This is a genomic window from Streptomyces sp. TP-A0356 (genome assembly GCF_001417775.1).
Lineage (GTDB): Bacteria > Actinomycetota > Actinomycetes > Streptomycetales > Streptomycetaceae > Streptomyces.
In genome coordinates, this window is the sequence record NZ_BBZJ01000037.1 from 45,880 (window position 1) to 72,534 (window position 26,655).

At 69.4% G+C, this 26,655-nt stretch carries 31 protein-coding genes; 9 read left to right on the forward strand and 22 right to left on the reverse strand.

The window, feature by feature from the left end; translation table 11 throughout:
* Positions 1 to 484 precede the first annotated feature (484 nt).
* From ASC56_RS34465 to ASC56_RS34470, 3 genes are all read left to right on the forward strand, one after another.
* Complete coding sequence (locus ASC56_RS34465) at positions 485 to 826, forward strand: hypothetical protein (RefSeq protein WP_063785050.1); 342 nt, start codon at positions 485 to 487, stop codon at positions 824 to 826.
* Positions 823 to 978 (forward strand): hypothetical protein, encoded by a 156-nt coding sequence (locus ASC56_RS40900; protein ID WP_159039778.1) that lies wholly within the window; start codon positions 823 to 825, stop codon positions 976 to 978. The genes ASC56_RS34465 and ASC56_RS40900 overlap by 4 nt, the downstream gene beginning before the upstream one ends.
* A gap of 960 nt (positions 979 to 1,938) precedes the next feature.
* Positions 1,939 to 3,390: a hypothetical protein gene (locus tag ASC56_RS34470; RefSeq protein WP_055495546.1), complete on the forward strand. Its 1,452-nt coding sequence runs from the start codon at positions 1,939 to 1,941 to the stop codon at positions 3,388 to 3,390.
* A 657-nt stretch (positions 3,391 to 4,047) separates the two neighbouring features.
* Here ASC56_RS34470 and ASC56_RS42920 read toward each other — a convergent pair.
* Positions 4,048 to 5,442 (reverse strand): DUF11 domain-containing protein, encoded by a 1,395-nt coding sequence (locus tag ASC56_RS42920; RefSeq protein ID WP_159039779.1) that lies wholly within the window; start codon positions 5,440 to 5,442, stop codon positions 4,048 to 4,050.
* A 490-nt stretch (positions 5,443 to 5,932) separates the two neighbouring features.
* Here ASC56_RS42920 and ASC56_RS42485 point away from each other — a divergent pair, with 490 nt between their 5' ends.
* The 3 genes from ASC56_RS42485 to ASC56_RS34500 all read left to right on the forward strand — a co-directional run bounded on the left by ASC56_RS42485 (position 5,933) and on the right by ASC56_RS34500 (position 7,770).
* The gene (locus tag ASC56_RS42485) at positions 5,933 to 6,610 is read left to right on the forward strand and encodes a hypothetical protein (RefSeq protein WP_234377200.1); all 678 of its coding nucleotides are present in this window, start codon (positions 5,933 to 5,935) and stop codon (positions 6,608 to 6,610) included.
* A 123-nt stretch (positions 6,611 to 6,733) separates the two neighbouring features.
* On the forward strand, positions 6,734 to 7,414 hold the full coding sequence (locus tag ASC56_RS42490; RefSeq protein ID WP_234377201.1) for a hypothetical protein: 681 nt from the start codon (positions 6,734 to 6,736) through the stop codon (positions 7,412 to 7,414).
* Positions 7,405 to 7,770, forward strand: coding sequence for a hypothetical protein (locus ASC56_RS34500; protein WP_159039780.1), 366 nt, complete (start codon positions 7,405 to 7,407; stop codon positions 7,768 to 7,770). The genes ASC56_RS42490 and ASC56_RS34500 overlap by 10 nt, the downstream gene beginning before the upstream one ends.
* Before the next feature lie 90 nt (positions 7,771 to 7,860).
* Here ASC56_RS34500 and ASC56_RS34505 read toward each other — a convergent pair whose 3' ends face one another.
* Positions 7,861 to 8,124: a DUF397 domain-containing protein gene (locus ASC56_RS34505; protein ID WP_199836153.1), complete on the reverse strand. Its 264-nt coding sequence runs from the start codon at positions 8,122 to 8,124 to the stop codon at positions 7,861 to 7,863.
* Positions 8,125 to 8,397, reverse strand: a complete 273-nt coding sequence (locus ASC56_RS42925; RefSeq protein ID WP_267887658.1) for a Scr1 family TA system antitoxin-like transcriptional regulator — start codon at positions 8,395 to 8,397, stop codon at positions 8,125 to 8,127.
* Positions 8,398 to 8,474: 77 nt separating this feature from the next.
* Between ASC56_RS42925 and ASC56_RS40905 the strand changes: the two genes are divergently transcribed.
* Positions 8,475 to 8,699, forward strand: a complete 225-nt coding sequence (locus tag ASC56_RS40905; protein ID WP_159039781.1) for a hypothetical protein — start codon at positions 8,475 to 8,477, stop codon at positions 8,697 to 8,699.
* Positions 8,700 to 9,253: 554 nt separating this feature from the next.
* On the opposite strand, the gene ASC56_RS34510 is transcribed toward ASC56_RS40905, so the two are convergent.
* The 13 genes from ASC56_RS34510 to ASC56_RS34575 form a co-directional block, all read right to left on the reverse strand.
* The gene (locus ASC56_RS34510; protein ID WP_055495550.1) at positions 9,254 to 9,541 is read right to left on the reverse strand and encodes a recombinase family protein; all 288 of its coding nucleotides are present in this window, start codon (positions 9,539 to 9,541) and stop codon (positions 9,254 to 9,256) included.
* Positions 9,542 to 9,839: 298 nt separating this feature from the next.
* Positions 9,840 to 10,667 carry an ADP-ribosylglycohydrolase family protein gene (locus tag ASC56_RS34515; RefSeq protein ID WP_079102903.1) on the reverse strand — a complete coding sequence of 276 codons (828 nt, stop codon included), beginning with the start codon at positions 10,665 to 10,667 and terminating at the stop codon, positions 9,840 to 9,842.
* Positions 10,668 to 11,290: 623 nt separating this feature from the next.
* Positions 11,291 to 11,983: a hypothetical protein gene (locus ASC56_RS34520; RefSeq protein WP_055495552.1), complete on the reverse strand. Its 693-nt coding sequence runs from the start codon at positions 11,981 to 11,983 to the stop codon at positions 11,291 to 11,293.
* Between the two features lie 201 nt (positions 11,984 to 12,184).
* On the reverse strand, positions 12,185 to 12,628 hold the full coding sequence (locus ASC56_RS34525; RefSeq protein WP_055495553.1) for an NUDIX domain-containing protein: 444 nt from the start codon (positions 12,626 to 12,628) through the stop codon (positions 12,185 to 12,187).
* Positions 12,625 to 13,284, reverse strand: a complete 660-nt coding sequence (locus tag ASC56_RS34530) for a thymidylate kinase (protein WP_055495554.1) — start codon at positions 13,282 to 13,284, stop codon at positions 12,625 to 12,627. Before ASC56_RS34530 ends, ASC56_RS34525 begins: the two co-directional genes overlap by 4 nt.
* The gene (locus tag ASC56_RS34535; RefSeq protein ID WP_055495555.1) at positions 13,281 to 14,819 is read right to left on the reverse strand and encodes a B12-binding domain-containing radical SAM protein; all 1,539 of its coding nucleotides are present in this window, start codon (positions 14,817 to 14,819) and stop codon (positions 13,281 to 13,283) included. Before ASC56_RS34535 ends, ASC56_RS34530 begins: the two co-directional genes overlap by 4 nt.
* 12 nt (positions 14,820 to 14,831) lie before the next feature.
* A complete protein-coding gene (locus ASC56_RS34540) occupies positions 14,832 to 15,635 on the reverse strand; it encodes a hypothetical protein (RefSeq protein WP_055495556.1) in 804 nt (267 codons plus the stop codon).
* An 87-nt stretch (positions 15,636 to 15,722) separates the two neighbouring features.
* A complete protein-coding gene (locus ASC56_RS34545) occupies positions 15,723 to 16,388 on the reverse strand; it encodes a hypothetical protein (RefSeq protein WP_063785051.1) in 666 nt (221 codons plus the stop codon).
* Entirely contained in the window at positions 16,382 to 16,876 is a 495-nt protein-coding gene (locus ASC56_RS34550) for a hypothetical protein (RefSeq protein ID WP_159039782.1), read from the reverse strand. The genes ASC56_RS34545 and ASC56_RS34550 overlap by 7 nt, the downstream gene beginning before the upstream one ends.
* A gap of 357 nt (positions 16,877 to 17,233) precedes the next feature.
* On the reverse strand, positions 17,234 to 17,578 hold the full coding sequence (locus ASC56_RS41375; RefSeq protein WP_055495559.1) for a hypothetical protein: 345 nt from the start codon (positions 17,576 to 17,578) through the stop codon (positions 17,234 to 17,236).
* Positions 17,579 to 17,608: 30 nt separating this feature from the next.
* Positions 17,609 to 18,328, reverse strand: coding sequence for a hypothetical protein (locus tag ASC56_RS34560; RefSeq protein ID WP_234377203.1), 720 nt, complete (start codon positions 18,326 to 18,328; stop codon positions 17,609 to 17,611).
* Positions 18,325 to 18,711, reverse strand: coding sequence for a DUF6415 family natural product biosynthesis protein (locus tag ASC56_RS34565; RefSeq protein ID WP_234377204.1), 387 nt, complete (start codon positions 18,709 to 18,711; stop codon positions 18,325 to 18,327). Before ASC56_RS34565 ends, ASC56_RS34560 begins: the two co-directional genes overlap by 4 nt.
* Positions 18,712 to 18,985: 274 nt before the next feature.
* Entirely contained in the window at positions 18,986 to 19,354 is a 369-nt protein-coding gene (locus ASC56_RS34575) for an ATP-binding protein (protein WP_234377205.1), read from the reverse strand.
* A 286-nt stretch (positions 19,355 to 19,640) separates the two neighbouring features.
* Here ASC56_RS34575 and ASC56_RS34580 point away from each other — a divergent pair, with 286 nt between their 5' ends.
* Positions 19,641 to 20,909, forward strand: coding sequence for a helix-turn-helix transcriptional regulator (locus tag ASC56_RS34580; RefSeq protein WP_055495562.1), 1,269 nt, complete (start codon positions 19,641 to 19,643; stop codon positions 20,907 to 20,909).
* Positions 20,906 to 21,430, forward strand: a complete 525-nt coding sequence (locus ASC56_RS34585) for an NUDIX hydrolase (RefSeq protein ID WP_055495563.1) — start codon at positions 20,906 to 20,908, stop codon at positions 21,428 to 21,430. The genes ASC56_RS34580 and ASC56_RS34585 overlap by 4 nt, the downstream gene beginning before the upstream one ends.
* A gap of 21 nt (positions 21,431 to 21,451) precedes the next feature.
* On the opposite strand, the gene ASC56_RS41380 is transcribed toward ASC56_RS34585, so the two are convergent.
* From ASC56_RS41380 to ASC56_RS34615, 6 genes are all read right to left on the reverse strand, one after another.
* Complete coding sequence (locus ASC56_RS41380) at positions 21,452 to 21,925, reverse strand: hypothetical protein (protein WP_055495564.1); 474 nt, start codon at positions 21,923 to 21,925, stop codon at positions 21,452 to 21,454.
* Positions 21,922 to 22,227 (reverse strand): hypothetical protein, encoded by a 306-nt coding sequence (locus tag ASC56_RS41385; RefSeq protein WP_055495565.1) that lies wholly within the window; start codon positions 22,225 to 22,227, stop codon positions 21,922 to 21,924. The genes ASC56_RS41380 and ASC56_RS41385 overlap by 4 nt, the downstream gene beginning before the upstream one ends.
* Before the next feature lie 382 nt (positions 22,228 to 22,609).
* The gene (locus tag ASC56_RS34600) at positions 22,610 to 23,098 is read right to left on the reverse strand and encodes a hypothetical protein (RefSeq protein ID WP_055495566.1); all 489 of its coding nucleotides are present in this window, start codon (positions 23,096 to 23,098) and stop codon (positions 22,610 to 22,612) included.
* 297 nt (positions 23,099 to 23,395) lie between these two features.
* Positions 23,396 to 24,574, reverse strand: a complete 1,179-nt coding sequence (locus ASC56_RS34605) for a hypothetical protein (protein WP_055495567.1) — start codon at positions 24,572 to 24,574, stop codon at positions 23,396 to 23,398.
* Positions 24,575 to 24,722: 148 nt separating this feature from the next.
* Complete coding sequence (locus tag ASC56_RS34610; protein WP_055495568.1) at positions 24,723 to 25,280, reverse strand: hypothetical protein; 558 nt, start codon at positions 25,278 to 25,280, stop codon at positions 24,723 to 24,725.
* Between the two features lie 59 nt (positions 25,281 to 25,339).
* Positions 25,340 to 25,711, reverse strand: a complete 372-nt coding sequence (locus tag ASC56_RS34615; RefSeq protein ID WP_055495569.1) for a hypothetical protein — start codon at positions 25,709 to 25,711, stop codon at positions 25,340 to 25,342.
* Between the last annotated feature and the right edge of the window lie 944 nt (positions 25,712 to 26,655).

A 26,655-nucleotide genomic window follows, 5' to 3' on the forward strand; every position in this document is an offset into this window, starting at 1 on the left:
GTCCAGGGCGATCAGCGCGGTGCGGAGACAGCGGTCGCGGAGCCAATTGCTCACGAAGAGGACACAAAGACCGTGGTCGGGGTCGTGGTCGGCCCGACCACAGGCCCGACCACGGGCTGGCCATGAGATGAGGACAGGAGACATCGCGTCCGGCCCGCGGCTCCCGAGCCAGGCGACCGCTGCGTGGGCCGACCGCCCCGGACGGGCCAGCGCGTGCGGCACAAGCTCAACCGGATCCGTGACGAGGTCCAGCGCAGGCGCGGCGCCTCCCCGAAGCCGGAGACCGATCCCATCCTTGAGAAGAAGACGCGCCCACGACAGGGCATCCCGGCCGCTGCGGCTGGAAGATGGGAGTGCGGGTGCCGTGCCGGGTTTCCCCCGAGCCGGCACGGCACCCGCATGCCGTAGGGGTCGGGCAGACGTCCGGGCGACGCGGTCGTCGCACGACGCGTGCACGCCCTCTGAGGTACGCCATACTGGTGGAGTGACCGCGCATGGCTCCGCAACCTCCACCCGCTGGGCTCACCTGGCCGAACGCCTCCCGGCGAGCCTCGAGGAGCTCTCCGGCCCCGACAGCGGGAGTGTGGAGCTGCCTTTGCACCTGGCCTGGTCCGGGCTGACCCGCTTCGACCTCGACGACGAACAGCTCCTTGTGGGCCTGTACCGCATCGTGCTCACCAACGGCCTGCGCGAAGACCTCACCCGCTACCTCAACGCAGACCTTCTCCTGCGCCACTGGCCACGGCTGCGCATCGCCCTCGGCCGGCCCGTGCGTACCTGCTGGGAGCAGCGCTTCCCACAGCTGGTGACCGCTGCCGCAGCGTGAAACTTCCCGACCTGCACCGCCGCCTGCTGAGCGACGTCCTCGCCTGCGGCACCACCTACGGCCTCGTGCCGGCCGGCGGATACGCCATCCAGGCCCACGACCTCGTCTCCCGCCTCAGGCAAGACCTCGACCGACTTCACCTCCGACCGTGAGTACGCCGCCTACGGGATGAGCCCCCACCAGATCACCGAGCTGCGGATGTGGGTCCAGCAGTGGCTGGACGACCTCGGACTGCGGCTCGCAGAGCCGTACGACGACAGCGACTGAGACCCCGTGCGGGGTCTGAAGCCCGCCCTCTCCGCTCCGCCTGATCTCGTCGGCCTTCGCCCGGTCCACCAGCCAGGCGGTCAACTGGCCGTCCAGAGCACCCGAGTCCGGCTTGGCTGACGTGACTTCCTCCACGGCGTCAGCAGACGCGGTCACACCTGTCATCAGTTTCCTGTTCGAAGTTCCACTGCAAAGCTGCGGTGCATGCCTTGAATGCCGTGGCTGCGCAATCGGGCTACGCCGTTGAGCTGAGGTGTTGCATCGACCACCAGAACCCAGATGGTTGACCACGGGCCTGGACCAGGGCCGGGCACGACAGAGCCGGCAACGGCCGTGAAGGCGGCGGCGATGAGGAGCTCGCTAAAGAGATCCGGGGACAGCGCAGTGGGACAGGCCGCCCACGAACCGGGCGACCGCCGTCTCCAGGAATCAGCCTTCGGAGACCGATTGCGCACGCTCTGCCGTGCGCAACCCCAAGGCCGATGTGCCTCCGGCGGTGTGCGCAGTCGGCTGCACGTGCCGGCTGCGCAGGACTGCTGGATTCGTTGCGCAGCCCGATGCGCAGCACAGGCCGACCCCGTTGCGCGGCCGCGATTGCGCAGGCCTCCAAGGCCCCGTGGTGGGGTTCGTGGTCGGCCCGACCATGAGCCCCACCACGGCAGACCGGTGCGCATGTCGCCGGATCGTGACCGATGGTCGGGGCTGATGGCCGCCGGCGTGGTCGGGGGCGCTGGATGGGCTGACGGCATGGATCTCGCGCACCTCTACTCACCCGGCAACCCCGCTCCCGTCGAGCCCGCGGACGCGCCCCATGGCGTCAGCGGCCTGGCGCGGGGTGGATGGCGATGAGCCGCTTCGGGGCGGGGATCCGCCGTGGGGTGATGGCAGGGGACCAGTTCACCCAGATCGCCAACGGGCTCTTCCGCGACTCCCGGCTCTCGTTCAAGGCGAAAGGGATCTTCGGCTGCATCAGCTCCCATCGGACCGGCTGGCAGGTGACGGTCGCCGACCTCGTGAGAGCGGGGCCTGACGGGCGGGACGCCGTACGCGCCGGCCTGAGCGAACTGCAGAAGTACGGCTACCTCGTTCGCGAACAGCTGAGGCACGACAACGGGACGCTCGGCGAGATCGTCTACTCGATCACGGACCGACCGGGGGCCACGGACGCCGACTCTATGCAGGCGGCCGGTATAGCGTTCGCCTCCGTCCCGGCCGGCGAGGCGGGGCGCAGCCTGAGGGCGGGGATCCGGCGCGGGGTCATGGCGGCGGATAAGTTCACCCAGATCGCCAACGGCCTGTTGCGCGACGGCAGGCTGTCCTTCAAGGCGAAGGGCTTGTTCGGACTGATCAGCACGCACCGGGACGGCTGGCGGATGACCGTCACCGACCTGGCGCGCCGCGGCTGCGACGGCGAGGCGGCCGTGAAGAGCGGGCTCAGGGAGCTGGAGAAGCACGGCTTCCTGCTGAGGGAACGCGAGCGCAACCCGGATGGCACCCTCGGCGCGGCCGCGTACGTCATCACCGACCTGCCCGGCCTGCATCACAGCAGGCCGGAACCGATGTCGGGTTTTCCACCGGTGGATAGCCCGACGTCGGTTCATCGGCCCCCTAAGAACACCAACCCGAAGAAGACCAACCCCCAGAACACCAGAGCCCTCCGTCCGTGCGGCCGCGGCGACGTCGCGCGGACGCTCGCAGCAACGGAGCAGCCGCAGACACCAGCGCCCTCGTCGGCGGACGAGTTGCATCCGGGGATCCGGCTGCTGCTCGAGATCGGAGCGAGCCGTCCCGAACTGCTGCTGACCGAGCAGGCGCTGACTGATCAGGGCCGCGTGGCCACCGCGATGATGGAGGCCGGCTGGAGCCCGGAGCAGCTGCACCACGTCATCACCGACCGGCCCTTGCCCCACCCGGTGCGTACCTCGGTCGGGGCGATCATCGCCGCCCGCCTGCGCGCCGCCCAGGCCTACCCGCCACCCGACACCTTCGTCGGCCATCACCGCGCAGCGCCCCCCAAGGACGAGCCGCCCGCGGGGCCGGTGACCTCGCACTCGTCCACCACGTCTGCCGCCCGCACGGTGACCGAGGCCCTGACCCACCGGGCACTCGCCGAGTGCGCCGACTGCGGTGCTCCCCACACCGCCCCCGGCCAAGGCCTCTGCCCGGCCTGCCTCGGCTGGCCGCTGTGCCGCACCTGCCCCGGACCAACACCCCGGCGCACCCGCCCCGACGGCGACGGCCGCTGCACCACCTGCGCCACCGCATCGACCAGCCCTGTGGAAGGGATCACCCCATGACCGACCGCACACCATCAGCGCCTTGGATCGCTCGGCGGCTGAGCCCCTTCGGGCAGCAGCCGCAGCGCTGGGAGAGAGAACGCTCCCGCGCTGTGCGCGGCGGGCACGTCCGCTCCGAGGCGCCGTGCACCACGGGCTGCGAACCTGCCCTGATCCGGGAACGAACCGGGTGGTCGGGCAGCTGCGGCTGGTCGCCTGAACGGAGCCTATACGGGTGAGGTCGAGGAAGTCCGCGACGGGTCGGGCTGTGCGGCGGCAGAGCTGTCCGCGCAGATCGGCCAGGGTGCTGGTGCCCAGAGCGGAGTTCTCGGCGACGGCCATGCCGGTTATGGCGTTCACGAAGCTCAGCGGAAAGCAGGTGGGCCCGGCTTCCGGCAGTCTTCGGGACACGCTCTGTTCGAAACGGTGGATGCCGGGCGGGACTTCGGGGCGTATGGCGGGTTCGACGACCGGGCCCGTGCCCGCGGCGTCCAGGAGCTGGCCGCGCAGGCTCTCGCCGCATTCGCCGACCGGGCGCTGTGGGCGGCCGGACGGGCGGGAGGGGGTTTGCCCGGCTCTGGTGCCAGGTTCGCGTCCGATGTCACTGGTCGGCAGCGCGTGTCAGCGGCGGGGCATGTCCTCATGGACGGGCCCCGCCGTTGACACGGGTCGGTTGGGTTATGAGTGGTCGTGGTGCTCGCAGCGCTCGTCGTGCTCGTGGTTCTTGATCGTGGTGGGGTCGGTGGCGGTGCGGGTGGCGGTGTCGCCGCCCCCGGTGACCGTCGCGGTGTTGGTGACCCGGCGGGGGGCGGTGCAGGAGACGTCGACCTGCAGGGTGATGGGGGGGTAGCTGCTCCCGGCGGGGAGGACGTCGCTGCGGGTGCAGGTGAGGGTGTTCAGGGTGCAGTTCCATCCCGTGCCGCGGATGCTGTCGGCGCTGAGCCCGACAGGGAGGGTGTCCTGCACGGTGACCGGGCTGCCGTTGGTCGGGGCGGCACCGGGGGCGTTGCCGACGGTGATGGTGTAGGTGCCGTCCCGTCCCTGGGTGAAGTGCCTGGTGTGGGTCTTGGCGATGGTCAAGGACGGGACGACGTAGGAGATGGTCACCTGGCCGTTGTGGTTCGCCGTCCCGATCGTCGACAGCGCATAGCTCGTGCCGGTACCCGTGGGGGTGGCGAAGCTGCTGCCCCCGCCACCGCCGCCGCCACCCGCCGAGGTGCCGTTGACGTTGACGGCGGCGCTGCCGCCGCCCCCGCCGCCGAAGTAGCCGCCCCCGCCGCCGCCACCGCCGGCGATGGCAGTGGCGGCGCAGCCGCCGTCGAAGCTGCCCCCGGCGCCGCCGGTGCCGACCGTGGCACCGGAGAACCCGCCCCCCGGCGCGCCGTTCGTGACCGCACAGAGTGGAACGACGCCGGAGACCCCGTCGGCCCCTCCGGTGCTGGTGCTGGTGCTGCCTCCGCCCCCGCCCTGCCCGGGCGCGGCCCCGGGGCCGGTGGCACTGCCCGCGGTACCGCTGGTGGCATCCGCTGTCCCGCCGTTGCCTCCGTTGCCTCCCGTGGAGCCCGCTCCGGTGCCGCCGGAGGCGCCGCCGCCCCCGGCGACCACCAGCAAGGAGCCGCCCGTGCTGATGCTGGAGGCCCCGCCCCCGCCCGGACCTTCGAACTGGAAACCACTGAGCGGGTAGCTCCCGCCTGGGGCGCCGCCGTTGAACCCGCCGGCACCGGCCGTGCCGGTGCCGTTGCAGCCTTTGCCGCCGGTGCCGCCGACGTTGACGGTGAAGGTCGTCGGGGCGGTGGTCTGCGGGAGGGTGGTGACCACCCGCGCCCCCGTCCCACCGGTCCCCGTGACGGGACAGGGGGTGCCGGTGTTGTCGGCGCCGCCCGCGCCGTCCGCGGTGATCGTGACCACCGCCCCCGCCGGAACCGTCAAGGTCTGCGGAGCGCCGGTGAAGGTGAAGGTCTGCGACGGATCAGCCTTCTGCGCCCGCACTGGCACGGCTCCCACCGGCGCGGCGGCTACGGGTGGAGCCGTGGCCGCCAGCAGCGCCATACCGGACAGCAAAGCGCTCCCCACCGATACCACCCCCGCACCGCGCTCCCCACGCCGTCCACCCGAGCCGACCGGACCGGACGCACCGACGGCACCAACCGGGACCGTCCCAGCACCCAGGGCCCGAAACGCGGCCACGGGCCATTGAGGGCCGACCCGAGACCACGACAGATCGCCCTGTCTACGCGCACGAGCGCTCATCCGCGAGTTCACCTTTCCTCACAGCAAAGCGCCCCGCGCCCGCCACACGACAAGACAGCAGCGCCACGGGACACCTGACGAAGAATCATGACAAACCGTATTAGACAGCCCGAGTCGATCACTTCGAGGTAGCGAGGCAATGAGAACCCCTGTGTCGCGGCTGTGCCGCAGTAACTCCGGATTTACTGCGGCACAGCCGCTACCCTCCGATCACGCATCCGGCGATGGCCTCGCATGTTCGATCACGGTCCAAGATCACGCCCAGGGGCGAGGTGTACGCATTCACTGCGGCAGCGCCGGGAGGGGCACCACCGTGGCACTCGAACAGACAGCCGTCACAGGCCCCGAGGGCGCGACGTGGCTGCCGCGCGCCCGCATCGTGCCCCTATCGCCCTCCCCGGGCTCCTACACCACCTCGGTCGAGCGCTACCTCACCGCAGCGGGCATCGCGAAGTCCTCCGCCCGCATCTACCGGATCTCACTCACCACCTGGGGGTGGATGTTCGCCGGCCAGACCGCGCCGACCGGACCTGCCCGCCGCGTAGCGAAGCCGCCCGCCTTCGACCTCACCACGCTCGACGACCCAGGCCTGCCGCCCCTCCTCGCCGAACTCGCCGCCGCCCGCGCCGACGAACTGGACGCCGACACCGTCAACCGCGAACTGTCCATCGCCCGCAAGGCGATCGGCTGGTGGCGATCCCAGGGCTGGATCGAGGCCGACCCCACCCACGGCATCGAGCGCCGCCCCGCCCCGCCCGACCGCAGCAAGGCCCTGTCCCTGAGTCAGATCACCGCCCTGTGGCAGCTCGACGCCACGGTGCGTGTCGGCGTTCACGTGAAGGTGCTCCACTCGGTACACGGTTATGTGCTCCATCGCCGTGACCCACAGAGCCGGGGCCGCCCGATAGCCAGCAGACTCAAGGCGCCCGGGGCGCAGTCCAGGGTGGCCCGCAGGGCTATCGCGGCAGCGACGCCCGAAGGGCGCCCTTGACGGCGCCCCGCGCGCCGGACACTCGGAGATCGGGTGGCCCCGGCTCCTCACCAGCACAAATGAACCTGCCAGTGGAGCACTTTGGGCTGTACCGGTTGGCGCACATAGCGGTGTACGCCGACAGTGCGGGAGAAGACTTTCTGGAAGCTCCTCTACGAAAGCGCCGCTCGGGCAGACGAAGTGCTCTGCCTGAACGTGGAGGACCTGCTGCCCGCCGACAAGCGCGGCCGGGTCGGCGCCAAGGGCGGCGCCACCGAGTGGATTCACTGGCAGTCCGGCACCGCCCAGCTCCTGCCCCGCCTCATCGCCGGCCGCCGAGAAGGCCCCCTCTTCCTCACCGACCGCAAGGCCCCCGCCCGCACCCTGGCCGCGGACATCTGCCCGGAGACCGGACGGGCCCGCCTGTCCTACCGGCGCGCCGAAGAGATCTTCGAGACCAGCACCCGACTGCTGGCCAACCCGCTCGCCACCGAGAAGGATCTGCGGGAGCTCGGTCTCGGCTACGCGGTCGGGGTGTCTCACACGTACACGGTCACGGATGGAGCAGGCCGCAGGTGGAAGGCCCGTCAGATGATCAACAAAGTGCTGCCGCACCAGTGGATGCGCATGCGGACGGGACACGGAACGAAGGGCACCCGCGAGTACGACTGGGCCTGGCTCGATGTCCGCGCGGACGACACCCCCAACGGACACGGAGATGACGGCACCAGCGTCCTGGTCGCCCGCCGACACCGGTACACCGGCTCTCCTTCTTCCGCTGCTGGTCGCCCGCACCTGTCACCCTCGCCCAGCTGGTGGAAGTGATCTGCCGACGGTGGCGGATCGAAGAGACTTTCCAACTCGGCAAGACCTTCACCGGCCTGGACGAAGGGCAGGTGACCTGCTGGAACTCCTGGATGCGCTGCTCGCTGTTCTCTCTTGTCGCATCCGCCGTCCTCGCCCTGACCGCCGCCGCCACGACCATGACCGGCCCCGCCGGACCGGCCCGTCTCGTCCCGTTGACCTGCCCCGAACTCGTCCGACTCCTCCGGGCGTTCGTCCTTACACCACCAATCCGGGACGCGGAACACACCCTGCGCTGGATGGCCTGGCGCCGCCACCATCAAGCCGTCGCAGGAGCCTGCCACCAGCGCCGACACGCTCTTCAGGACCAGCCATGACCAGAACTACAGCTGCCGTGACTGTTGCCCAGGTCTGCGAAGATGGCGAAGGTGGCCGACCTCACTAACGCTGAGGTCGGCCGCTGCCTTCTACGGCCATGTCACGTTACGGCCGCTGTCGGCTGAGGCCAGATGGTCGAAGGCGCCCGCCTTCACTCCGGCCAGGAGAGCCCGGATCTCGCCCCGGGTGTAGACGAGCGGGGTCTGCTCGGGACGCTTGGAGTCCCGTACGGCGACCAGGTCGCCGATCACGCCGAACTCGACGCAGTTGTCGTTGCCCCCGCTGAACGGGCTCTTCTCCCAGGTGACGCGAGAGAAGTCCATTTCGGCGGGGTTGGGCTTGGTGTTGCTCACTTACAGCTCCTTGAGCATGCTCTTGATACGGCTGCGGGTCTCGGGAGGGCCGAGGGCCGTGGCCCGCAGATGGTCAAAGACCTCGGTGTAGCGCCCCACATCGTCCGATCCCTCGAAGTACACCGAGTTGGTCAGATTCTCCACCCAGACCACATTCGGGTTGGGCTCGGGGATGCGGGCGGCCTTCCCACCCGGAGGGCATAAGGATGACCACGCCGTCGACGCGGCCGCGGACCCGTCCCTTGCCGCGCTCGAGCAGGCCGCGGACGCCATCGCTGCCCAAAGTTCTCACCAACCCTCGTCCTCTGATTGCCGGGAAGCCGCAGTGCAGCCGCCCGTACGATGATCAGGTGACAGTCCGCCGTAACCTTGGCGCCGGTCCTCAGGCACCCGCGCACATCCGCGCCGCCCAGGCCGACCTACTCGACGCCCTCCCCGGAGTCCGCCTCCCCGACCTGGACGAGCTGCGGGCCCGCGGAGTGCTCGGAATCCACCCGACAACGTCCCTGGCTCCGCGCCGAACCCTCGGAGCCGGCGGCAGCGCGGACAGCGATTCGCCGACCCTTCCCGCCTGACGTCTCCCCAACACGGTCCGGCGAGAGCCCACCGGTCATAGAAGGCGAGGACTGGTTGCCGTACGATGCAGGGGACTCACCGCAACACAACCGTGGCCACCCAGGACGTTCGTCCCCGGGGAAGCCACGAGGGGCCCGAAGCCGGCGGCAACCGGCGACAGACCCCCCGCGGCGAGTACTGCAGTCACCGGGCCCGGCCGTCTAGACATCGGCCGGGCTCACTGCTGACCACGGGCCTTACGGCGGGATTCCGGTTCTCTGGTTCAGGACCAGAGGGACCGCAGTACGCTGATGGCCGCGACGATCACGGGCGCCCAGTCAATGAACGCCTGACGCCAGGTCAGGACATGTTCATAGCAGGCGCAGTGTTCGTGCTGGTCCATCGGCGCCTCCCCTCACTCAGCCCCAAGTAGCCCTTTGGGAAGGGCCCCTGTCCCGAAGGGACAGAGCACGTGAGGGGCTCGTGCGGCGAAGCATTTGCAAGCATAGCCAGTTGGCAGTCGACCCGGACCCGGGGGGACCACAACTTCTGGGCCACTGTCGTAATCCAACCACTACATGTAGCGACCAGCTCGCACATTTGGCGGCGACACGCCCTCCAGGGGCGGAATGGCACATGTCACAGGTCCGCGCTGGAGCTTGGCTACGGTCATGCCACGGTCCAGCTGGGCGAAGACACCCATCATCCGGCGCATGGCGGTGCGCATCGGGGCCTCGGGGTCGTCGGGCAGGATCTCGCCCTGGTCGGCCATGAAAGCGCGGCCGCCGTGCTTCCAGCACTGGACCAGTGCTGCCTCCTGTACGACCAGCTCGTGGGCCAGGCGGTCGAGATTGGGCGCCACACGGAGAAGAGGGGCCGGTACACGGCGGACGGGGTACCGGATGACAGACAGGCACCTGTCACGGCGGCCCACAAGGCCTTCGCCCCGGCGGTGAAGAGACTTTCGGGTTTCTCTGCCTCTTACAGCCCGGTGACCTGCGCCTTCAGCCCCGGGGGACCTCCAGGACCCACGAATTACGTCGGACCCGGGCTGGTGGAACCACAGGTCCTGGAGGAGCACATCACCCACGGCCGCTCGTGATCGAAAGTGATCCAGAACCACGGTTGGTTCTGGCACGACTTCCGTGAAGCGGTCACGATTAGTGATCAGTGGGGGTTTCGAGTGCTTGGAGGATCTGTCGCACTTCCTGGCGCCACTGGTCGGCGTCGGGGCTGTCCACCCAGCCGGTTGCCATTTTTGATCCGTCTTGGAGAACCCGGTCCAGTGCGAGTCTCGCCGACGCGCGGAGCGAAGCTGGCAGTTTGGGCAGCGGTTTCCTGGGGCCGTTATCGAGGTCAATCACGATGAGGCTGTCCGGGAGGGCGCTGGCGACGAGAGCGCCGGCGGCAACGGCTTCGGCCCCGTCTCCGCCATCGACGCGTTCTCCCGAGTCGGTGACGCGCTGGAATGCCCGCCCCAGCACGTCGATAACCTGCTGGTGGGTGAGTCCCTCAAGTTCATCGACGAAGTCTGCGGCGAGGTCGCTGTCGAACGGGCTCAGTATCGATGGTCTGGCCTGGCGTCCGTTGCCGAGGTGATGGGCGGCGAGTTCGACGTGAGGCTGGTCCAGGAGTGTACGGGCCTCGACGATGCCGTCGCGTACCCGGCTGGGCGGTGCAAGGTCCAAAACGATGGCGAGCAGGTCTGTGCCGGTCTCGGGTTCGGTGCGGTGGTGCGCGGCGCGGCTGGCGGCGACGGCGACCGCGACGGCCCCGGCGACGGCCTCGGGGTGGGTGTGGGTCACTTCAGCGGACAAAGCAGCCTGCCGGGCTGCGTGTTCCAGGTCGCCTGGGTAGCGGGCGCCGAGAGGGGCGACGCGCATCGCTGCCCCGTTGCCCCCGGAGGAGCCCTGCCCGTCGAACAGTCCGGCCGCGAGTTCGCGCCAGTTGCCGCCCTCGCGGACCCAGGGCGGCGTCGTTCGGGGGATCTGCCCGGTTTGGTCGGAGAGCGTGCTGAGCGATGGTAGGCCCTGTCGTGTGGGGCCTCACACCGCCCTGCCGTAGAAGGGGCTGCCAGTGCGGCCACCACCATCGGACCCGATCAGGTGGTGGCTCGACCATCCGAGAGCACCCCCCGAACGCGGCCTTCCGCTGGAGCGCGAGCACGCCCGTCGGGCCCAACTCTTCTAGCCTGACGGTGTCTCGCAGTCGCTGCCTCCCACAACGGAGGACCCGAACGACCAGTAGCAGCACGGGTCAGCCAATGCTCGGGGCCGTTGCGCGGCCATCATGGCTCGGCTGGTGGGGCGACACCGCAAGATTCCAGTTGTCCGGTCGTCCTGTTTGATGCAGCACCGATGCCACGCGACTGCGCGACGGCTGCCGCCGCGCGCAGCTCGGCAGGGGTCGCCGGCGAACCAGACAGAGGGCGGCTCCGCGAGAAGTTCGGCGATGGCCGGTCCGCAGCAGCCGGCGGCTGCTGCGGGGCGTGGTGGCGAGCCACGCCATGCCGGCCATCGTGCGGCATTCCGGTCCGCAGGGGATCAACAACCCATAACCGGATGCCGCGTCTATGGGGGCGGTGGGACGAGGCGGCCATCTGGCGGTTGTGTCACTTGGCTTTGCGCTGCGCGGCTTGTTCAAGGATGCGCCGGCGGGTCCACCGGCGGCGTCCGCCCTTCTCGGAGAGGGTGTCCACAGTCTTCAGCAGGGGCAGGTTGCCCTGGCCCAGACTGCTGCTGAAGGAGTTCACGCTTTTGAATCCGAGCAGGGCTGCTGCCTGCGATGCGCCCAGCAGCTCATCTGGGTCACCATCGACGGGTACGTCGGGCAGGGCGGGTGCTGCGCGTTTGACGCTGCGCTTTCCGCTGCCCGGGCGGGTGTCTTTCCAGTCCAGGAGCGTCTGCACGCGCCACTTCGGCCGGCGGTAGGGCCGCTCCGCGGTGCCCAGTTCCTCGACGACGTCGGGCTCGGGGAAGTAGCCGGGGTGGTCCCGCACATAAGTGTTGACCTGCTGAGGGTTCTTGTAGCCGAGGAACCTGGAGGCCTGTGCTCCGGTGAGCAGTTCGTCAGGGTCGAGTTTCGGCGGCTTGTACTGATGCAGGCGGGGCGGCTTCCGCTGGGTGAACCACTCGTCGACTTCGCTCTTGTCCCACTGACGGGCACGGCCGCGGTGGCCGACGACCTCCGGGAAACCGTTGGTCTCCCGCTCGAGGTACAGCGCGCTGATACGTGCGGGCGTCAGCCCGCGCTCGGCGGCGATCTCGGCAGCCTCGACGAGGTGCGGCGTGGATCGGGCAGCCATGACCTGAACCGTCCCATCACGTCGCGAGGAGCCGGCCCGCCCGGCTCGCAACGCATATAATGGCGTATGTTCTAGGTGGGTGTCCAGCTGTCCGAGGGATCCAGGCCCGGCTTCATTCCTCCGGGATGAGGCTGACCCCTCGACGGGCGGCGTCTTCTGCCATCTCTGCTGTTCATGACCAGACCGGCCGTTGTCGTGGAGCTACTGCCACCCGTGCAGTGTCAGCGCGCTGGACTGGCTGAGACAGCCGTACAGGCCCGCGCTGGGGTACTCGATGATGTCCTCGGGAAGGTCATGGTCGGCGAACCACTGGAGCGCGAGGCACTTCTCGGGCTCCTTGTTGACGGGCGTCCCCTCCCACTGGGAGGCCACGAAGAAGAACCCGATGCGCTCGGAGCCGTCTTCCTGCCGGTGGTGTACGACGTGCCGGAGCTCCAGGTGATCGGGGTCGACCTCGACGTCGGTCTCCTCGAACAGTTCGCGGGCTGCCCCGACCGTGAGGGGTTCGCCCTGGTCGAGCTTGCCGGAGGGCAGGTGCCAGCGGCGGTAGCCGTAGGGGCCCCCTCTCTGTGAGAGAAGGATCTTGTCACCGTCGCGGAGGAGGACGTGGGTGTCGATGATGGGCTGTGCTGGCTGTCCGCTCATGATTCCTGGGGGGTCGGGGTGGGGGCTGAAGCATCTGACGGTAGTGGGAGGGCGGGGAGCGCGTCGGCGATTCGGCTCGCGACCTCCGATGGGGGTATCTCGGTGCTGTCGATCACGAGGACCTTGGATCCGAGGTCTTCGAGGATGTTCGCGGCGTTGCGGTACAGCTCGACTTCCCGTGTGGGCGCTGTCGGGTCGGACCGGAAGCGGTGGGTGATGCCGGCCTGAGCGATGCGGTCTGCGATCGTGCCGGGGGAGGCGGTGAGGATCACCGCCAAGTCGGGCTGCGGCGCGTAGTCGTTGAGCAGGAGCAGGAAGTCCATCGGTACGCCGTCGAGCCGCTGGAGGACGAGGGTCGATGCCACGTAGCGGTCGGATATCAGCAGCTGGCCACTATGGAGTGCGGGGTCGATGGTGGTCTCGATGTGCCGGTACCGGGCGGCTGCGACGAGGCAGGCCAGGGCCAGGCCGTGAAGCTGGCCGCCGTGCGTGCGGGTGAAGTCCCCGAGGAAGTCCCCGCGGGGCGGCTCGACCGTCCACTGAGCAGGGACGCTCCGCGTGGACAGGACCGTGCGCAGTTCCCTGACGGTGGTGGACTTGCCCACGCCGCTCGGCCCGTCGATGCTGACGAAGAAGCCCTTGCGGTCCCCGGTCATGCGGCTGTCCCCATTCCGGCCTGGTTCCGTTCGTGCTGTTCCCGGGTGAGCATCGCCAAGGTGGAACGGACCTTGTGCAGCGGTACGTCGCCGAACTGGATGCCGACGGAGAAGTTGAACTCGTCGCGCTGGCGCATGGACTCGTCGGCGCCGTCCTGGGTGAGGTCGACGTCCCCGTAGGCCAGCAGGTCATCCGGGTCGTAGCCGGCCTCTTCGGTGAGGGTCTTCCACACCGGCGTGCCTGGGTAGGGGCGGAACTCGAAGACGCTGGCGCGGATGGCGCCGGTGTGCTGGTCGGAGATAGCCCACAGGTTGCGGATGTGTTGAACGGTGGCGTCCAGGTCCTCTTTGGTCTCGGCGGGGAAGTCGAGAATGAAGTACCCCTTCACACCGATGCCGTGGGCGACCAGTCGGCGGGCGACGCGCTCAGTCATCTCGGCGTCGATCCGCTTGTCCATCGCGGCCAAGATGCGGTCGCTGCCGGATTCGATGCCGAGGGCGACCTCGCGTAGCCCGTTGGTGACGAGACGTTCCAGGTCGGCGTCGGTGAGCCGGTTGAGGACGTTGATACGGCCGGTGGCGTCCCACACGTACCGGTCACCGATCTTGTGGCGGGTGAAGGCCTCCATCTGCTCATCGATGACACGGCCCACGCCAAGGAACAGGTCGTCTACGAAGCGGAAGGCGGTCACACCGTACTGCTCGTGGAGCTGGTCCAGCTCGCCGATGATGTTCTCGGGGGAACGGACGCGGATCGTGACGTCGGGGTTGGCGGAGACGGCAGCACCGCAGAACGTGCAGTTGTAGGGGCAGCCACGGCTACCGACGATGTTGGCCTCCCAGTGCCCTTGGCCGCTGATCCCACCGAGCCAGGGCCGTTCGCCGCTCAAGCGGCGGTCCATCGCCGTCGGCGCGGCCTGGTAGGGGTCCTGGGGGAGGAAGACACGGTTGACGTACGGCAGACCGTTGATGTCGGGGCCCAGCAGTGCCGCACTGCTCTTGGGCTCGCAGATGCCGGCGGCCCGGGTGCCGAGCAGGTGGTCGCGCCACAGGACGCCCGGCAGCGTGCGCCGGTTCTGCTCGTCCTCCAGGAGGGCGGCGACGCGAAGTTCTCCTTCACCGAGGACGAGGGCGCGCAGGTGGCGCATGCAGGGGTCGGCGAGGACTCGGTCCGGCATGGCCTTGGCGTGGTGGCCACCGACCATGAGGGCGATACCCGGATCGAGCAGGGCGGCGATCCTAGCGGACATCGCGTAGGTAGGCGCGAGGAGGTTCATGGCGGCCCAGCGGGGCGCGGCCTCGTTGACGATCCGGGCGGCGGCTTCGATGCCCAGGCCGTGAGCCTCGGCGTCGAGCACGCCGACGTTGAAGCCGCACTGCTCGGCGTAGGTGGCGATGTACGCCATGCCGAGCACGGGGAGGGTGTAGTCGTTGGTCCGGGGCCGCAGGGTGTAGTCACGCAGCGGCGCGTTGATGAACAGGGCGTCCAGCGAGTGCTGGTCGTCGGCGCCCGCAATCAGCGGTAACTGCTGCATGGGTCCTCCATGTCATCTGGCATGCGCCCCCCAGGTGAGGGTCGTAAGCGTGAGAGTGTGCAAAGCAGTGCGGTCGGTCCCGGCCCATCCGGTCCACAGCGGACCGAACCCCGTGTCCTTCTTGCCGGGCCAGGCGTAGGCGGGGAGGATCTTGGCGGCCCAGGTACGCACGGCCAGGTCGTCGTGCGGGTAGACGCTGAAGTCGCCGGTGAAGTCTGTGGCCGCCGCAGCAGCGGTCCACGGGCCGATGCGGGGGATGCGCGTGAGTGCGACGGCCAGGGTGCTGGCGTCCATGCGCTCCCAGTCGGTGTGGTGCAGCTCGTAGTGCGTTGCGGCGGCCGTCAGGGCGGTGTGGTGGAACTTTGTGCCGACATCGGCGAACTGCTCGTCGGCCAGGTCGAGTACCTTGGCCGGTGTGGGCGCCACGGCGAGCGCACCCTGGGGGCCTTCAACGGTGGTGCCGTAGGTGCTGCACCAGGTGCGGTATAGCTTCCGGGCCTGGTCGGCACGGACGACCTGCCGCAGGATCGCAGTGGTGATCGCGTCCCACAGCCAGGGGTTCGCCAGACGTTGGGTGACGCCGAGTTGGGCGACTCCTTCGCGGAGGGCGGCCGGGGCGGCGGACGGGAGGTGCGCGGGGTCGGTTGTGACGAACTTGGGCTTTACGTCCTCGGTTCCATCTGCGCACGCCAGGTGCAGGCCGTCCCGGTCGTGGGACACGGTCCAGATGCCGGAGGCCGTACGGACGGCACGTGCGTGTGTGCTGTCTTCGTATGTCTGCCAGGCGGGGTGATCGGTGGTCAGAACGTTGCTCATCGATTACTCCTCGGTGTGCCGGATGTGCTCGCCGTAGCCTCTCGCGTCACGGCCGTACGCCGCGCCGTGGCCACGGGATTGGAGGTATCAGCCGATGAGGTCGCGTTCGATCAGGTAGGTGCGCATGCTCTGGTACTCGGCGAGCGTGCAGGGGCGGGACTCCTCGGGCGCGTCGCCCGGGGTGGCGGCGGCCGGCCAGCTCTCCGGCGGCGGCATCAGTTCCTCGGCCGCGTGGGAGAGCTTCTTGCGGCGCGGGCCGCGCACGAACAGGGTGACCGTGTGTGGCTCCATCACGGCCTGGTGCACGATCGAGTCGCCGAGCGTGTAGGCGCTGTCGGGCCGCTCAACGGTCACGATGCCCTGTTCCAGGTCCGCGCCGGTGAACGGGACAGTCCAGCCGTCGGTGCGACGTCGTACGACGTGGACGTAGCCGCCGGTGAGGATGCGAGTGGCGAAGGCGTAGCAGTGGTCGTGCGGGACGAGCTGGTTGTCCGGCCGGGGGTTCATGTTCAGCCGGATCTCGAATCCGCGGTCCGGGGCCTGGTACAGCGACAGCCGGTTCAGCAGTAAGGTGACGCGGCTGGCGGACAGGCGGTCCGGGTCGCGCAGGACGTCGTTGACGAGCTGGGTGAGCAGCGGCCGGTCGTCGGCGAGGCGGTTGAGCATGGCGCGGCTGATCCGCTGCATCCTGCGGACGTCGTCCAGGTCCGGCGGCGGCGCCGCATCCAGCCATGAAGCCGTTGAAGTCAGCATGGTGCACCTACCGGGGTGCGAGAGGCCTGTTCGAGGTACCGGCGGCCCCGCCGGGTGAAGGCGGCGTACGCCTCGCCGGACAGGAGCCCCTCGCGGTCGGTTACGGGCTCACTGGTGGCGAGCACCTGCACGGTGGACACGGTCCCCCCAGTCGCGCACAGTGTGCCGGGGTGCGCAGCGAAGAACTCCCCGGCGCCGAGCGTCCGCGCGTACTGCGGGCGGCCCTCCTGTTCGTCGTCAGGTTCTCGGTACATCTCCATCACGGTGGTTCCGGCCATGTTGAGGACCGCAGTGGGCGCGTGCACCGGCCAGAACGTCAGGGCGCGCGTGTCCGAAACACGCAGGTAGACGGTGCACTCTTCCGGCGTCTTCAGCGGCAGGTACGCGTAGCCGTGCGCGAGGAACGACTCCGTTGCGCGGTACGTGCCGGTGTCGAGGAGGTGCAGGACGCGAGACGCGAGGGGGCTGAGCCAATCGCTGGCGGCCAACACGGTGATGTCAGGAATGTGGCTGGGGTCTCGGCTCTGCGCCAGCAGCCGGCCAACGAATCCTGGGAGAACAGCCTCCACTGGGTGACCCTTCGATTGAGTTCGGAGATGCCTGCTGCCGAGGGGAACTCTCTCGGCAGCAGGAGCCGGGACTGCGTGCAGCTTGGGGAGGTTGGAGCAAAGTGCACCTCCGCACGCGGAGATCAGGAGATCGTGCTCAGCACAGATCCGAGGATCGTTTCGTGCGGTGCGGGGGCCGGCCGGAACTGGTCCAGCAGCTGGTGTAAGGCCGTCGGCGGGACGAGCCGGTCACCGCGGCAGGGCGCAGCCAGTAAAGGCCGGGCGGCTCCGTCGCCATCATCGCGGGAAGCGCGATGATGTGGGGTCGACCGAGGCACGTTGCGTACCGGTGCGGCCCCATTGGTCGCTCGTTCCGGGCGGCACCAGCCAGATCAGCCACGACCGTTGCGGATCCTCGATCACCGGCCCACACGCGTCCGCTTGCTCGTTGCCGGTGTGCTGGATGCCGTCCATGCCCCATTGGTCGCGGACGGCGTGGGCCAGCCACGCGGGTGCGGGCTGGGCGGGGTCGTGGGCACGCAGCTCCTCATAGTTCTCTTCGGGCAGAAGAAGGCCATCTTTGTGGCCGGGCCGCAGCAGCACGTGCTGCTCCAGGAACGGGCTCGCGATCAGGTCGTGCACGAATCCTCCAGGTGGCTTGAGCGGGCAGGTCTACGCGGCGAGCGCAGCCAGCTCCTGCGTCAGCTCGTCCAGGGCGACGACACGGAAGGAGGTCAGCCGGCGGATCAGCTGCGAGGCGAGCACGGTGCGCAGACGCGGGTGGTCGAAGGCCAGCGCATGGTCCGGGTTCGCCATGACGTACACCTGTTTGCTGGCGTTGAGGCCGTAGATGGTGCCGTGGACTCCGTACAGGGGGGCGCTCTGCGCGAGGTAGACCACCGGCTCGATGTGCGGGCACAGCGCAGCGGCGGAGCGGAGATGCTTCGCGCACACCGGCGGTTGATTCGTGACAACCGTCGACTGATGGGGGTCCACGCCCTGGGGCAGGAAGAAGGGGAACCCGAGGGGCGTCCGCGCGGGCCGCGTGCAGACCTGGCACTGCAATAGCCGCATCGTCAGCATCTGCCGGTACGGGTGCATGAACTTCCACTGCGGTTTGCCCGTCGGCATTCCCCGGCCGTCCACGGGGTTGAAGCCGCACCGCGCCCACAGCACGCCCCGCAGGGGCCGGTCCCTGGGATCCTCGTCCCCGTAGTAGAGCCGGGGGCCGGAGGGGTGCCGGTAGATGAAGAGGTTGTTCGGCGCGGCTTCCTCCCCTTCTCGCTGGGTGATGAAGGGGACTAAGCGCGGCTCGGCCAGGGCGGGCACAGAACGGTTCTTCTCTCTCTTCTGTTGGACGTAGGGGCTGTAGGGGAGCGGCCGAGTGATCACGCCGCCTCCTTCAGGCATCTCGTGGCCACCAGGTGTTCCATCAACTCGTTGACGGTCCAGCCCATCCGGCGCAGGTGCCCGACGGCCTTCCAGCGGTCGCCCGGCAGCTCCTCAGCGCGCACCAGGCGGGCCCGCTCCATCAGGTAGGCCGCCGCGTCGTCCTCCTCGGCTTCGGCAGCGACAGCGATGTTCACAAGCTGCATCAGATGACCACACAGACGTTGCGCGAGCTCCTCGAAGCGCTCCTCGGCGGGCATGACCTCGTCCAGGACGGCCGCCACGTCATCGAGCACAGCGCCACCGTCGTACACCTGCCACGCGCGGACGCGTTCCAGGACCCTGGTGAGGGCTGTGCTGTCCAGCGGCGGCGTCCACTGCGGCACGGGGCGATTCCAGCGCCGCACCAAGGCGGTCACCGGCCCAACCCAGCTAAGGCCAGGTGAACCCAGGCGCAGGTGCCCTCATCGGTGAAACCCCACGCGCCGCCCATCTCCGCAACGAGCGCGTCCACGATGACCAGGCCGCGCCCGCCTTCCGCATCGGAGGCCACGTACTGCGGGGCGATCGAGGTAACCAGGCTGAGCCCGACAACGACTGCAGCCAGGAGCCCGGCGCCGGCTGTTACACCGTCGGAAGACGGAAGCCGGTGGCGGCTGGTCACTGCTGGCCCTTCACGCGGATCTCGGCCCAGACGCGTTTTCCCCAGGGCAGGAGATCGACGCCCCACCGGTCGGACAGTGCGTCGACGAGGGCTAGGCCCCGGCCGCCGATGTTCTCGGGTGACGGTCTGCCGAGCGTGATCGAGCAGCGCTTTTTGTCGACCGCGGCCAGGCGGACGCGGTCCGGGGCGGGGCGTTCGATGCGGACTCGGATGCTGTGTGAGCGGCCGTGGCGTACGGCGTTGGTGACGAGTTCAGAGATCAGCAGGGCGGCAGTCTCGCCGGTCCCCTCATCGAACGCCCACAGGGCGCAGCACTGGCGGGCCAAGCGCCGCGCCTCGGCGGCCGTCTCCGGCACGGAGGACATCGTGATGTTGTATCCGGAGTGGCCTGTCGGTCTCGGTTCCGCGGTCGCCATGGTCATCGTCACGCCTTGGTTGGGCTGGCTGGGGGTGGACCCCGCCCGCTTGCCTCGGGGGAAGCCTGCGGGCGGGGGCCGTCAGGTGCGTTCATTGGGGCGCTCCCGGCGGCTGACAGCTAGTCAACGTGACGGGAATGGGTCGGGGAGACTCCAGAAGGTGACTCCAACCCGGAGTCGTCCCCACGGCCATTGGGCATAGCATCGACCTCACCGCTACTCGGGGGAGTCGCAGATGAACCAGCAGTCACTACCAGACCAGCGCGCGATCGTGGCCGGGCTGCTCGGTGATGAGCGGCTGCTACGCGCCTGCGCCGAGCGGGACATGGGCGCCGTCTTCCGGATGCTCAACGCCCGGGGTGTCAGCACGCGGCGGATCGCCGCCGCCGTCGACATCACGCAAGGTCGGCTCTACGACTACATGAACGGCAAGAGCCGGGTGGAGAAGCTGGCCATGTTCGAGCAGATCGCGGACGCCTTCCACATCCCTGGTCATCTGCTGGGCCTGGCTCGCAGGTCGTGGGAGCCTGCGCCGGCGGTCGCAGAGCACCAGCGGGCGGACCGTCCGCTGCCGGACGGTGACGACCAAGCGGCAATTGATCACTTCCGCAGCGCTGACCGGCAGACCGGCGGCGGCCGGTTATACGGGGCGGTCGTGCGGCATCTGTCGGACCGGGTAGCGCCCCGGCTGGTCGACATCGGCAGCGGACCGCAGGTGTTCGCCGCCGCGGCGGCGCTGACCGAAATGGCCGGGTGGATGGCCCACGACTCCGGCCACGATGACCGCGCTGCCCAGCATTTCACCCGCGCGCTTCCGCTGGCCCGCACATCCGGTGACCTCCCGCTAGCCGCGCACGTCGCCGCGAGCAGCAGCCACCTTGCACTCCAGACCGGGGACGCTGCAGGGGCCGTCGGTTGGGCCCGGACTGGGCTTGACCTCGCGGCGCAGGGACCACGGATTCCCGCGCTGACGGCGCGGCTGAACACCATGCAGGCGCGGGCCCTGGCCGCCGCGGCGCAACACATCCCGGCCGCCCGCGCCCTGGACGCTGCCCTGCGTGACCTCGAAGGAACAGCTGCTGCAGATCATCCGTGGCTGAGCCCGTTCGATGCCGCTGCGCTAGCCAGTGAGTCAGCGCTGATCCTGCGCGACCTGGAGCAGTACGACCGGGCGCTGACGCATGCCGAACAGGCTGTTGCGTTGCGGGAGGCGGGCCGGGCGCGGTCGCTGGCGTTGTCCCGGATCACCCTGGTGGATATCCACGTACGCCGCGGTGACCTGGACGCCGCCGTAACCGCAGGTCACGACCTCCTCAGCACGAGCCCCATCCTGTGCTCTGTCCGGGTCGTGCAGCAACTCGACGAGCTGCGGCGGCTGCTCGAGCCGCACCGGTCGTACAGGCCAGTCCGGGAGTACCTGGTGCGGTTCGATGACGCACACCGCGCCAGAATGCTCCTGCTGGCCGATCTGATCCCGCCGTCCCCGGGAGGCACCACCGCATGAGGCCCACCAAGACACCCACCCCTGCCGACCCCGACGCGTGGAACGCCTACCTCGCGGAGGGGAACGCCAAGCAAGCCCGCAAGCGCGTCGCCGCTGACGTGCTGCTACAGGACCCGGCCGGGCGCGTGCTCCTGGTGAATCCCACCTACAAACCGGACTGGGACCTGCCTGGCGGGATGGCGGAGGCCAACGAGCCGCCGGAGGACGCGGTGCGCCGAGAGCTGATCGAAGAACTCGATCTCGCAGTCGTCCTGCGGGGTCTGCTGGTGGTGGACTGGGTCGCACCGCACGGACCCTGGGACGATCAGATCGCATTCGTCTTCGACGGCGGCACGCTCGACCAGGACCAGGCCGACCGACTACGCCCGCGCGACGATGAGCTGTCCGAGGTCGCGTTCGTAACGCCGGACGAAGCGAGTGCTCGCCTTCGAGACCGAATGCGACGCCGGTTCGAGGGGGCGGTGCGCGCGCTGGAGACGGGACGGCCGCTCTATCTCAGGGACGGCGTGCCAGTGATGTGACCGGCGACTCCGTTCCCAGACTCAGGGGGAGGGACCGCCACTGTTCCTGGGGAAGGTCGCTTTCCGCAAGGGGGTGCTGAATCGAGCGTGGCGGGCGTGTTCGTGCTCTCGGGCGGCCTCGGTGAGACACCAGGGAGCACACCCCTGCTTGAGGTCGATGGTCTGGGCCAGTGAGCCGGAGAGGCCGGCCAGCAGCAGGAGCGGGTACGGGGGGCGGAGGGCCACCGTGCTGCGGTCCACCCAGGCGGCCACGGCGGCTCGTCGCATGGAGTGGGCGGCCCGGGCCTCGCCCTCGAGGCCGGCGGCCTCGGTCTGGTGGTGGCAGGCCGGCCAGGCGAGGAAGCGCAGCAGGGCGGGAGTGCCGCGCTGCCGAAAGGCGTTCAGGATCATGGGCAGGTCGTTGCGCTGCGCGACATGGGCGGCGCATGCGGGAAGGACGGCGGTGAGCGTTGCTGCCGTCTTCTCGTACGGCTTGTGTCCGGTGGCGGACTTCATCGGACACACCGTGAGGGGCGGTGGGTGTCGTCGTCGTAGGGGTCAGGCTGCCCCGGTAGCCGGTGCGGCTGCGGGTGAGCCGCGGCAGGTGGTCGGCGGGGGCGGTGGTCGGGTAGGCCGTTGACGGGGCCGAGGCAGGCGCGTACGGCGGTGAACTGGTCCCAGCGGTGGGGGTGGTGAGTGCCGGTGACGTGCACGCTGCCGGGCATCGTCCCGCGCAGCTCGAAGATGACGGGGTCGTCCTGGCGGGGGCCGGCGGTGGCGCGCACGGTGCCGGCGGGCGTGTCGATGGTCAGGCTCAAGCGGTCATGGGCTGCGGCTCCTCGGCGGGTTGGTTCGGTGAGCTGGGGCCTGCCGCCCCGCGCTCGCCGAAGGGGCAGGGCGCGGGCGTCGGGGTGGCAGGTCGTCGGCCAGCGGGGCTCTGGCCGGGTGGCCGTTCCCGCCTCCCTGGGGGAAGGGGGAAGACGGCGAACGGCGTCTGTGGGGCTACTCCTGCGGCGGCTTGTGGCGGCGCAGGTTGTCCCGCTCGGTCAGGGACACGTCCTTGCCGCACGGGCATGTGCCGTAGCGGCGGCCGTGCAGGTGGAAGAACTTCGGGCCGGTGTTCTTGGCGTTGACGGTGCGGATGGTGCCGGGGACCGGGTGGTGTTGGTGCAGAAGCCGCCGGCGGTGACGGCGGGCGTGTCAGCCACGGGGGCTCTCCTCGTCGGTGTCGGAGATCTGTGTCAGGACTGGCGCGTCGTAGACCTCGCGCAGGACCGCGGGGACGCCGGGGCACGGGATGACGGCCTGCTGGAACTCGGCCGTGTCCATGGGGTGCAGCCACCCGTTCCGCACGGTCCAGCCGCACGCGCGGGGGTTGGGCTCGGCGGCGGTGGTGGCAACCAGGACGGCGCTGGTTACGGTGCTGCCCTCCAGCGCGAACACCAGCAGCGCGCGCACCGCGCAGTAGTCGTCTTCATCCAGCACGGCCAGGCGTAGCGGGGCGGTGCCGACGGAGAGATCAGCCTCAGTGCGGACGAATGTGTCGTCGGTGCGTGCGGCCATGAGGTTGATCGTGTGTTCGCCGTCGCCGAGTGTCTGGACCAGGACGGCAAGCGCGATCAGCGTGCGGCTCATGGCGGCCGCTATGGCGGCGTCGTCGGGGCGGGTGAGCTCCGGGCGTGCGGGCATGGGGCGTGACTCCTTGATGGCGGTTGGCCGGGCGTTGCTCCCTCCTCGCCCCGCGCAGCGGGGTGCTCCGGGCTGCGCCCGGGGCCAGTGGGCGGCTCGCTGCGCTTGCCGGGCCGGTCTCCTGCGCTGCGTTTCGGGGACGGGGCGCGCGGGCTGCTTCGCAGCCTCGCTGGTGCGGCAGGGGGAGGGGGGCGGGCGCGCTCCGCGCTCCCTCAGGGGTGGGGGCGCGCTCCGCGCTTTGGGACGTGGGGCCCGTGCGGGCCGGGCCAGGGGATCCCGGCCCGCACCGGGGCTTGGTCAGCCGTGCGTGGCGGCGGCGGTCAGGGCGGGCAGTGCGAGCACTTCGAGGGCGGCGGCCTGGTCGGCATCGGTGAGGGTCTGCGCGGTCGACGTGACGGCCTGCATCACGCCTCCGGCCGTCATCTGACCGCCCCGGATGAAGTGGGCGAGGATCATGTCCTTGGCCTCGGTAGCGATGCTGAGCGTCTTGGTGACGTGCTCGATCGTCTTCGTCGGCTCGGTCAGCGGCTTACCGGCGGCGGCCTCCATCTCGCGCACCTTGGCCTCGACGTAGTCCCGGGAGAGGAACGTGCGCACGGCGTCGGCGGTCTTGGAGGTGATCAGTTCCAGCGTCTTGCGCTGGGTGTGCCCGGACCAGGACACGACGCCCTCGTCCTGCTTGCCTCCGAGGTGCACGGCGCGCATGACGTCCTGGGCCATGGTCAGTCCGTTGCGGCACACCTGGATGACCGCGCGCGGGGTGATGGTGTACGCCCCGGCGCCGACCTCGCTGTTGGTGATGACGAAACCGGCGGAGATCATCGGCAGTTCGTCACCGCTGCGGCCGTCGAACGGTGAGCGGTAGCCACGCAGCAGCGCACGGGCCTGGATGGCGACGGCTTCGGACTCGACGCGCACGTACATGCGCCGGTCGGTGAGGTCGCAGCCGGTCACGCGGGTGGGGTGGCCGGACTGCTGCACCCCGTCCAGGGCGGCCAGCAGCATGTCGAAGTTGTCCATCAGCTTGTAGCTGTCGGACAGCAACGCGCGGGCCACGCCCTCGGTAGGCGGCATGCCGGGGCCGGCCTCGCCCCGGAACGCACGCAGCATGAACTTGCGCTCGGGCTCCTGGCGCAGCCACGCGTTGACGTTCTCGTCCAGGAGCGGGACGTTGTCGGCGCGCATGCGGCGCAGGTAGGCGAGCGGGATGCGCAGCTTGTCGGAGATCCCCTCGTCGGCGACGGCGGTGGGCCGGTAGATGCCGTCGACGTCCGACACGCCGTCTTCGGTGATCAGGGACTCCACGCCCTCGACGTGGACGTTGCCTTCGCGGAAGCGCAGGGCGGCGGCGGGGGCGATCACGTCCAGCTTGCGGCGCTGCTGGTCCTCCAGGATGCGGACCATGTCGGAGAGATCTGCGTTGCGGGCGCCGGCGGGGGCGACGTTGGTGGCGCGCTCGGCGAACTGCTGAGTCATGCGAGGTTCCCCTTCGTTGGCGTCCGGGTCGGGGCCACCGCCCCGGACGTTGTTGATTCCTGCGGTTCGGGGGCGGGGCCACCGCCCCCGAACAACTCCAATACTAGTGTGAGTGTGTCAGGTGTGAAGCCACCCCTGACCAGCGCTTTTAGGCGAACGCGCGGTACATCGGCAACGGTGTCAGGCTCCACCGCCGCACGTTCCTGGCCACGATGGCGGCCGTCGGGCCGGTCATCGCGCTGAGGTCGTAGCGCAGTTCAGGCGCCTCGCCGAACGGGTCGGCGTACGCGTGGATGGCGCTCACCCAGTACGTGCCGTGAACCTGTGTCAGGCTGCCGTGATAGTCGACCTTCTGCCACAGAACCGGCCCAGCGTCCTGCGGGTCCAGAGTCCTTGCGACAGCAACCGCGAGCGCGCTCGTGATCCGCTCCGTCATCAAGAGCACGAAAGCGGCTGACACCGTACGCGGATCCACGGGCACACCCGCCAGGGCCGCTCCCGTGTGCCCGCCGCGCACCCCCATGGCCCAACCCAACTCGAAGAACGGCCGGACCAAAGCCAACTGCTCGTGAGAGACCCTGAGCGCGCTCGGGTCGCTCTCGCTACGCGCCAACCCCTTCAGCGCATAAGCTGCCTGCTCCCGCTCGGCGTCCGTGATCGGGGCGCTGATCTCCTCGGCCCGCTGCCCAATCCGAGTGTCTTCCATGACTCCCCTTCGTCGTGTCTGCACTGCCGGGTCTGGAAGGGAGGCGCCCCCCTAGCGGATTACTTCAGGAATCCGCGCGTCCGAAGAAACTCGGCCGTGATGTGCGCGACTCCGCGCGGCTTGTAGATCTGTGGGAATCGGCGCATCTCCACTTCGGTGCGGCCCGTCTCGTCCGGCTCGATCAGTTCATGCACGAGCCGGTAAGGACGGTCACCCGACGGCATTTCCAGAACAACGGGACCGACCTTGGTATCGAAGCGAATTCCGGTGTAATTCGCGTCGGAGTTGTGCACGATGCCCGCCCCGGCCCGCTCGCAGATAAGCGGAAGGAAGTTCGCGACCGTGCGGGCCTGAATTGCAAGGCCGGTCATGGGCGCGTCCTTACCGCCGCGCACTCGGCGGACGATTCCGTCGGAGATCTGGATTTCCACTAGGTTTTCCCCTTCGTCGATCACTGCGTGTGCCGGGGGTCGCCTCCCCCTGCAACTCACATACTAGTACGTGTTGGCATGAGTTGGAAGCCTTGTTGCGCCCCGTGTTGCGGTAGATGCTGCCCCCTGACGTTGCGCCAGGTGTTGCGCTGGACGTTGCGCGGCCTCGCGGCCGGCCTCTATAAAACCCCACATCAACGGCCCGCAAGGGCATGGTTGAGCAGCTGACATCCCCTCTGCTGCCACTTGCCCCGTACCGGTTGAAGGAGAGTGAGGAATGGGGTGCGGTGGTGGGTGGGGCGGCGGGCTTCGGGGATCGGGGGCGGCCTGGTGTTGGTTGCGCGTCGACTGGCGCCGCCGCGCCGCGCTGGGGTGGTCCGGCCCTGGGGCACGGCAAGGGTGGGGGAGGGGTGGGGTCAGGGCCCGGAGGGCTCGTCACCCATCCTCTCTCGTCGTCCAGCTCTCTGCCCTTCCCCCCTGTCCTCCTCTCTCCTCCACGGAGGCACAGACCCTCTTTTCTCGCTTTTCCGTGCCGGAGGCACGCAGGGTTATGGAGCGGCCGGAAGCCCATTCCATAACCCACCGCCAGGGGCGGGCAATTCGCGAACGGCACCCGGGGTGGGTATATTTCCAGAGTTGATCCAGACCCCGTTTTGAAGCACACCTGGGGTGTGACCTGTTTCCGCCAAAGGTACATGCTGCATCAGCTGATGCACGTCTGCTCACCCTTCAGTCTGAGTCTGCGTCAGACACCCTGTTCTTACTGTCACCGCTCCCGGTCACCCCTTCCCTCTTGCTGCTGCCCGCGCGGAGCGCGGATTCAGGGGCTGGAGCGCAGCGGAGGCCCCGCCCCGGGCGCAAGCCCGGCTGGCCGCAACGCGGCCCTGGCCCGTGGAGCGCAGCGGAGCGGGCCTAACTCTCGGACGGAGTCCGAGAGTTGACGC

What these genes read in the sequence shown, in the direction of transcription:
- ASC56_RS34605 (WP_055495567.1), bottom strand. Translation starts at nt 24,574, where the DNA reads ATGACTCAGCAGTTCGCCGAGCGCGCCACCAACGTCGCCCCCGCCGGC.
- ASC56_RS34585 (WP_055495563.1), top strand. Translation starts at nt 20,906, where the DNA reads ATGAGGCCCACCAAGACACCCACCCCTGCCGACCCCGACGCGTGGAAC.
- ASC56_RS41380 (WP_055495564.1), bottom strand. Translation starts at nt 21,925, where the DNA reads ATGAAGTCCGCCACCGGACACAAGCCGTACGAGAAGACGGCAGCAACG.
- ASC56_RS34610 (WP_055495568.1), bottom strand. Translation starts at nt 25,280, where the DNA reads ATGGAAGACACTCGGATTGGGCAGCGGGCCGAGGAGATCAGCGCCCCG.
- ASC56_RS34580 (WP_055495562.1), top strand. Translation starts at nt 19,641, where the DNA reads ATGAACCAGCAGTCACTACCAGACCAGCGCGCGATCGTGGCCGGGCTG.
- ASC56_RS34530 (WP_055495554.1), bottom strand. Translation starts at nt 13,284, where the DNA reads ATGACCGGGGACCGCAAGGGCTTCTTCGTCAGCATCGACGGGCCGAGC.
- ASC56_RS34520 (WP_055495552.1), bottom strand. Translation starts at nt 11,983, where the DNA reads ATGGCTGCCCGATCCACGCCGCACCTCGTCGAGGCTGCCGAGATCGCC.
- ASC56_RS34535 (WP_055495555.1), bottom strand. Translation starts at nt 14,819, where the DNA reads ATGCAGCAGTTACCGCTGATTGCGGGCGCCGACGACCAGCACTCGCTG.
- ASC56_RS34600 (WP_055495566.1), bottom strand. Translation starts at nt 23,098, where the DNA reads ATGCCCGCACGCCCGGAGCTCACCCGCCCCGACGACGCCGCCATAGCG.
- ASC56_RS34575 (WP_234377205.1), bottom strand. Translation starts at nt 19,354, where the DNA reads ATGTCCTCCGTGCCGGAGACGGCCGCCGAGGCGCGGCGCTTGGCCCGC.
- ASC56_RS42925 (WP_267887658.1), bottom strand. Translation starts at nt 8,397, where the DNA reads ATGGCGTCCGCGGCCTGCTCGAGCGCGGCAAGGGACGGGTCCGCGGCC.
- ASC56_RS34545 (WP_063785051.1), bottom strand. Translation starts at nt 16,388, where the DNA reads ATGCTGACTTCAACGGCTTCATGGCTGGATGCGGCGCCGCCGCCGGAC.
- ASC56_RS34525 (WP_055495553.1), bottom strand. Translation starts at nt 12,628, where the DNA reads ATGAGCGGACAGCCAGCACAGCCCATCATCGACACCCACGTCCTCCTC.
- ASC56_RS34540 (WP_055495556.1), bottom strand. Translation starts at nt 15,635, where the DNA reads ATGAGCAACGTTCTGACCACCGATCACCCCGCCTGGCAGACATACGAA.
- ASC56_RS34470 (WP_055495546.1), top strand. Translation starts at nt 1,939, where the DNA reads ATGAGCCGCTTCGGGGCGGGGATCCGCCGTGGGGTGATGGCAGGGGAC.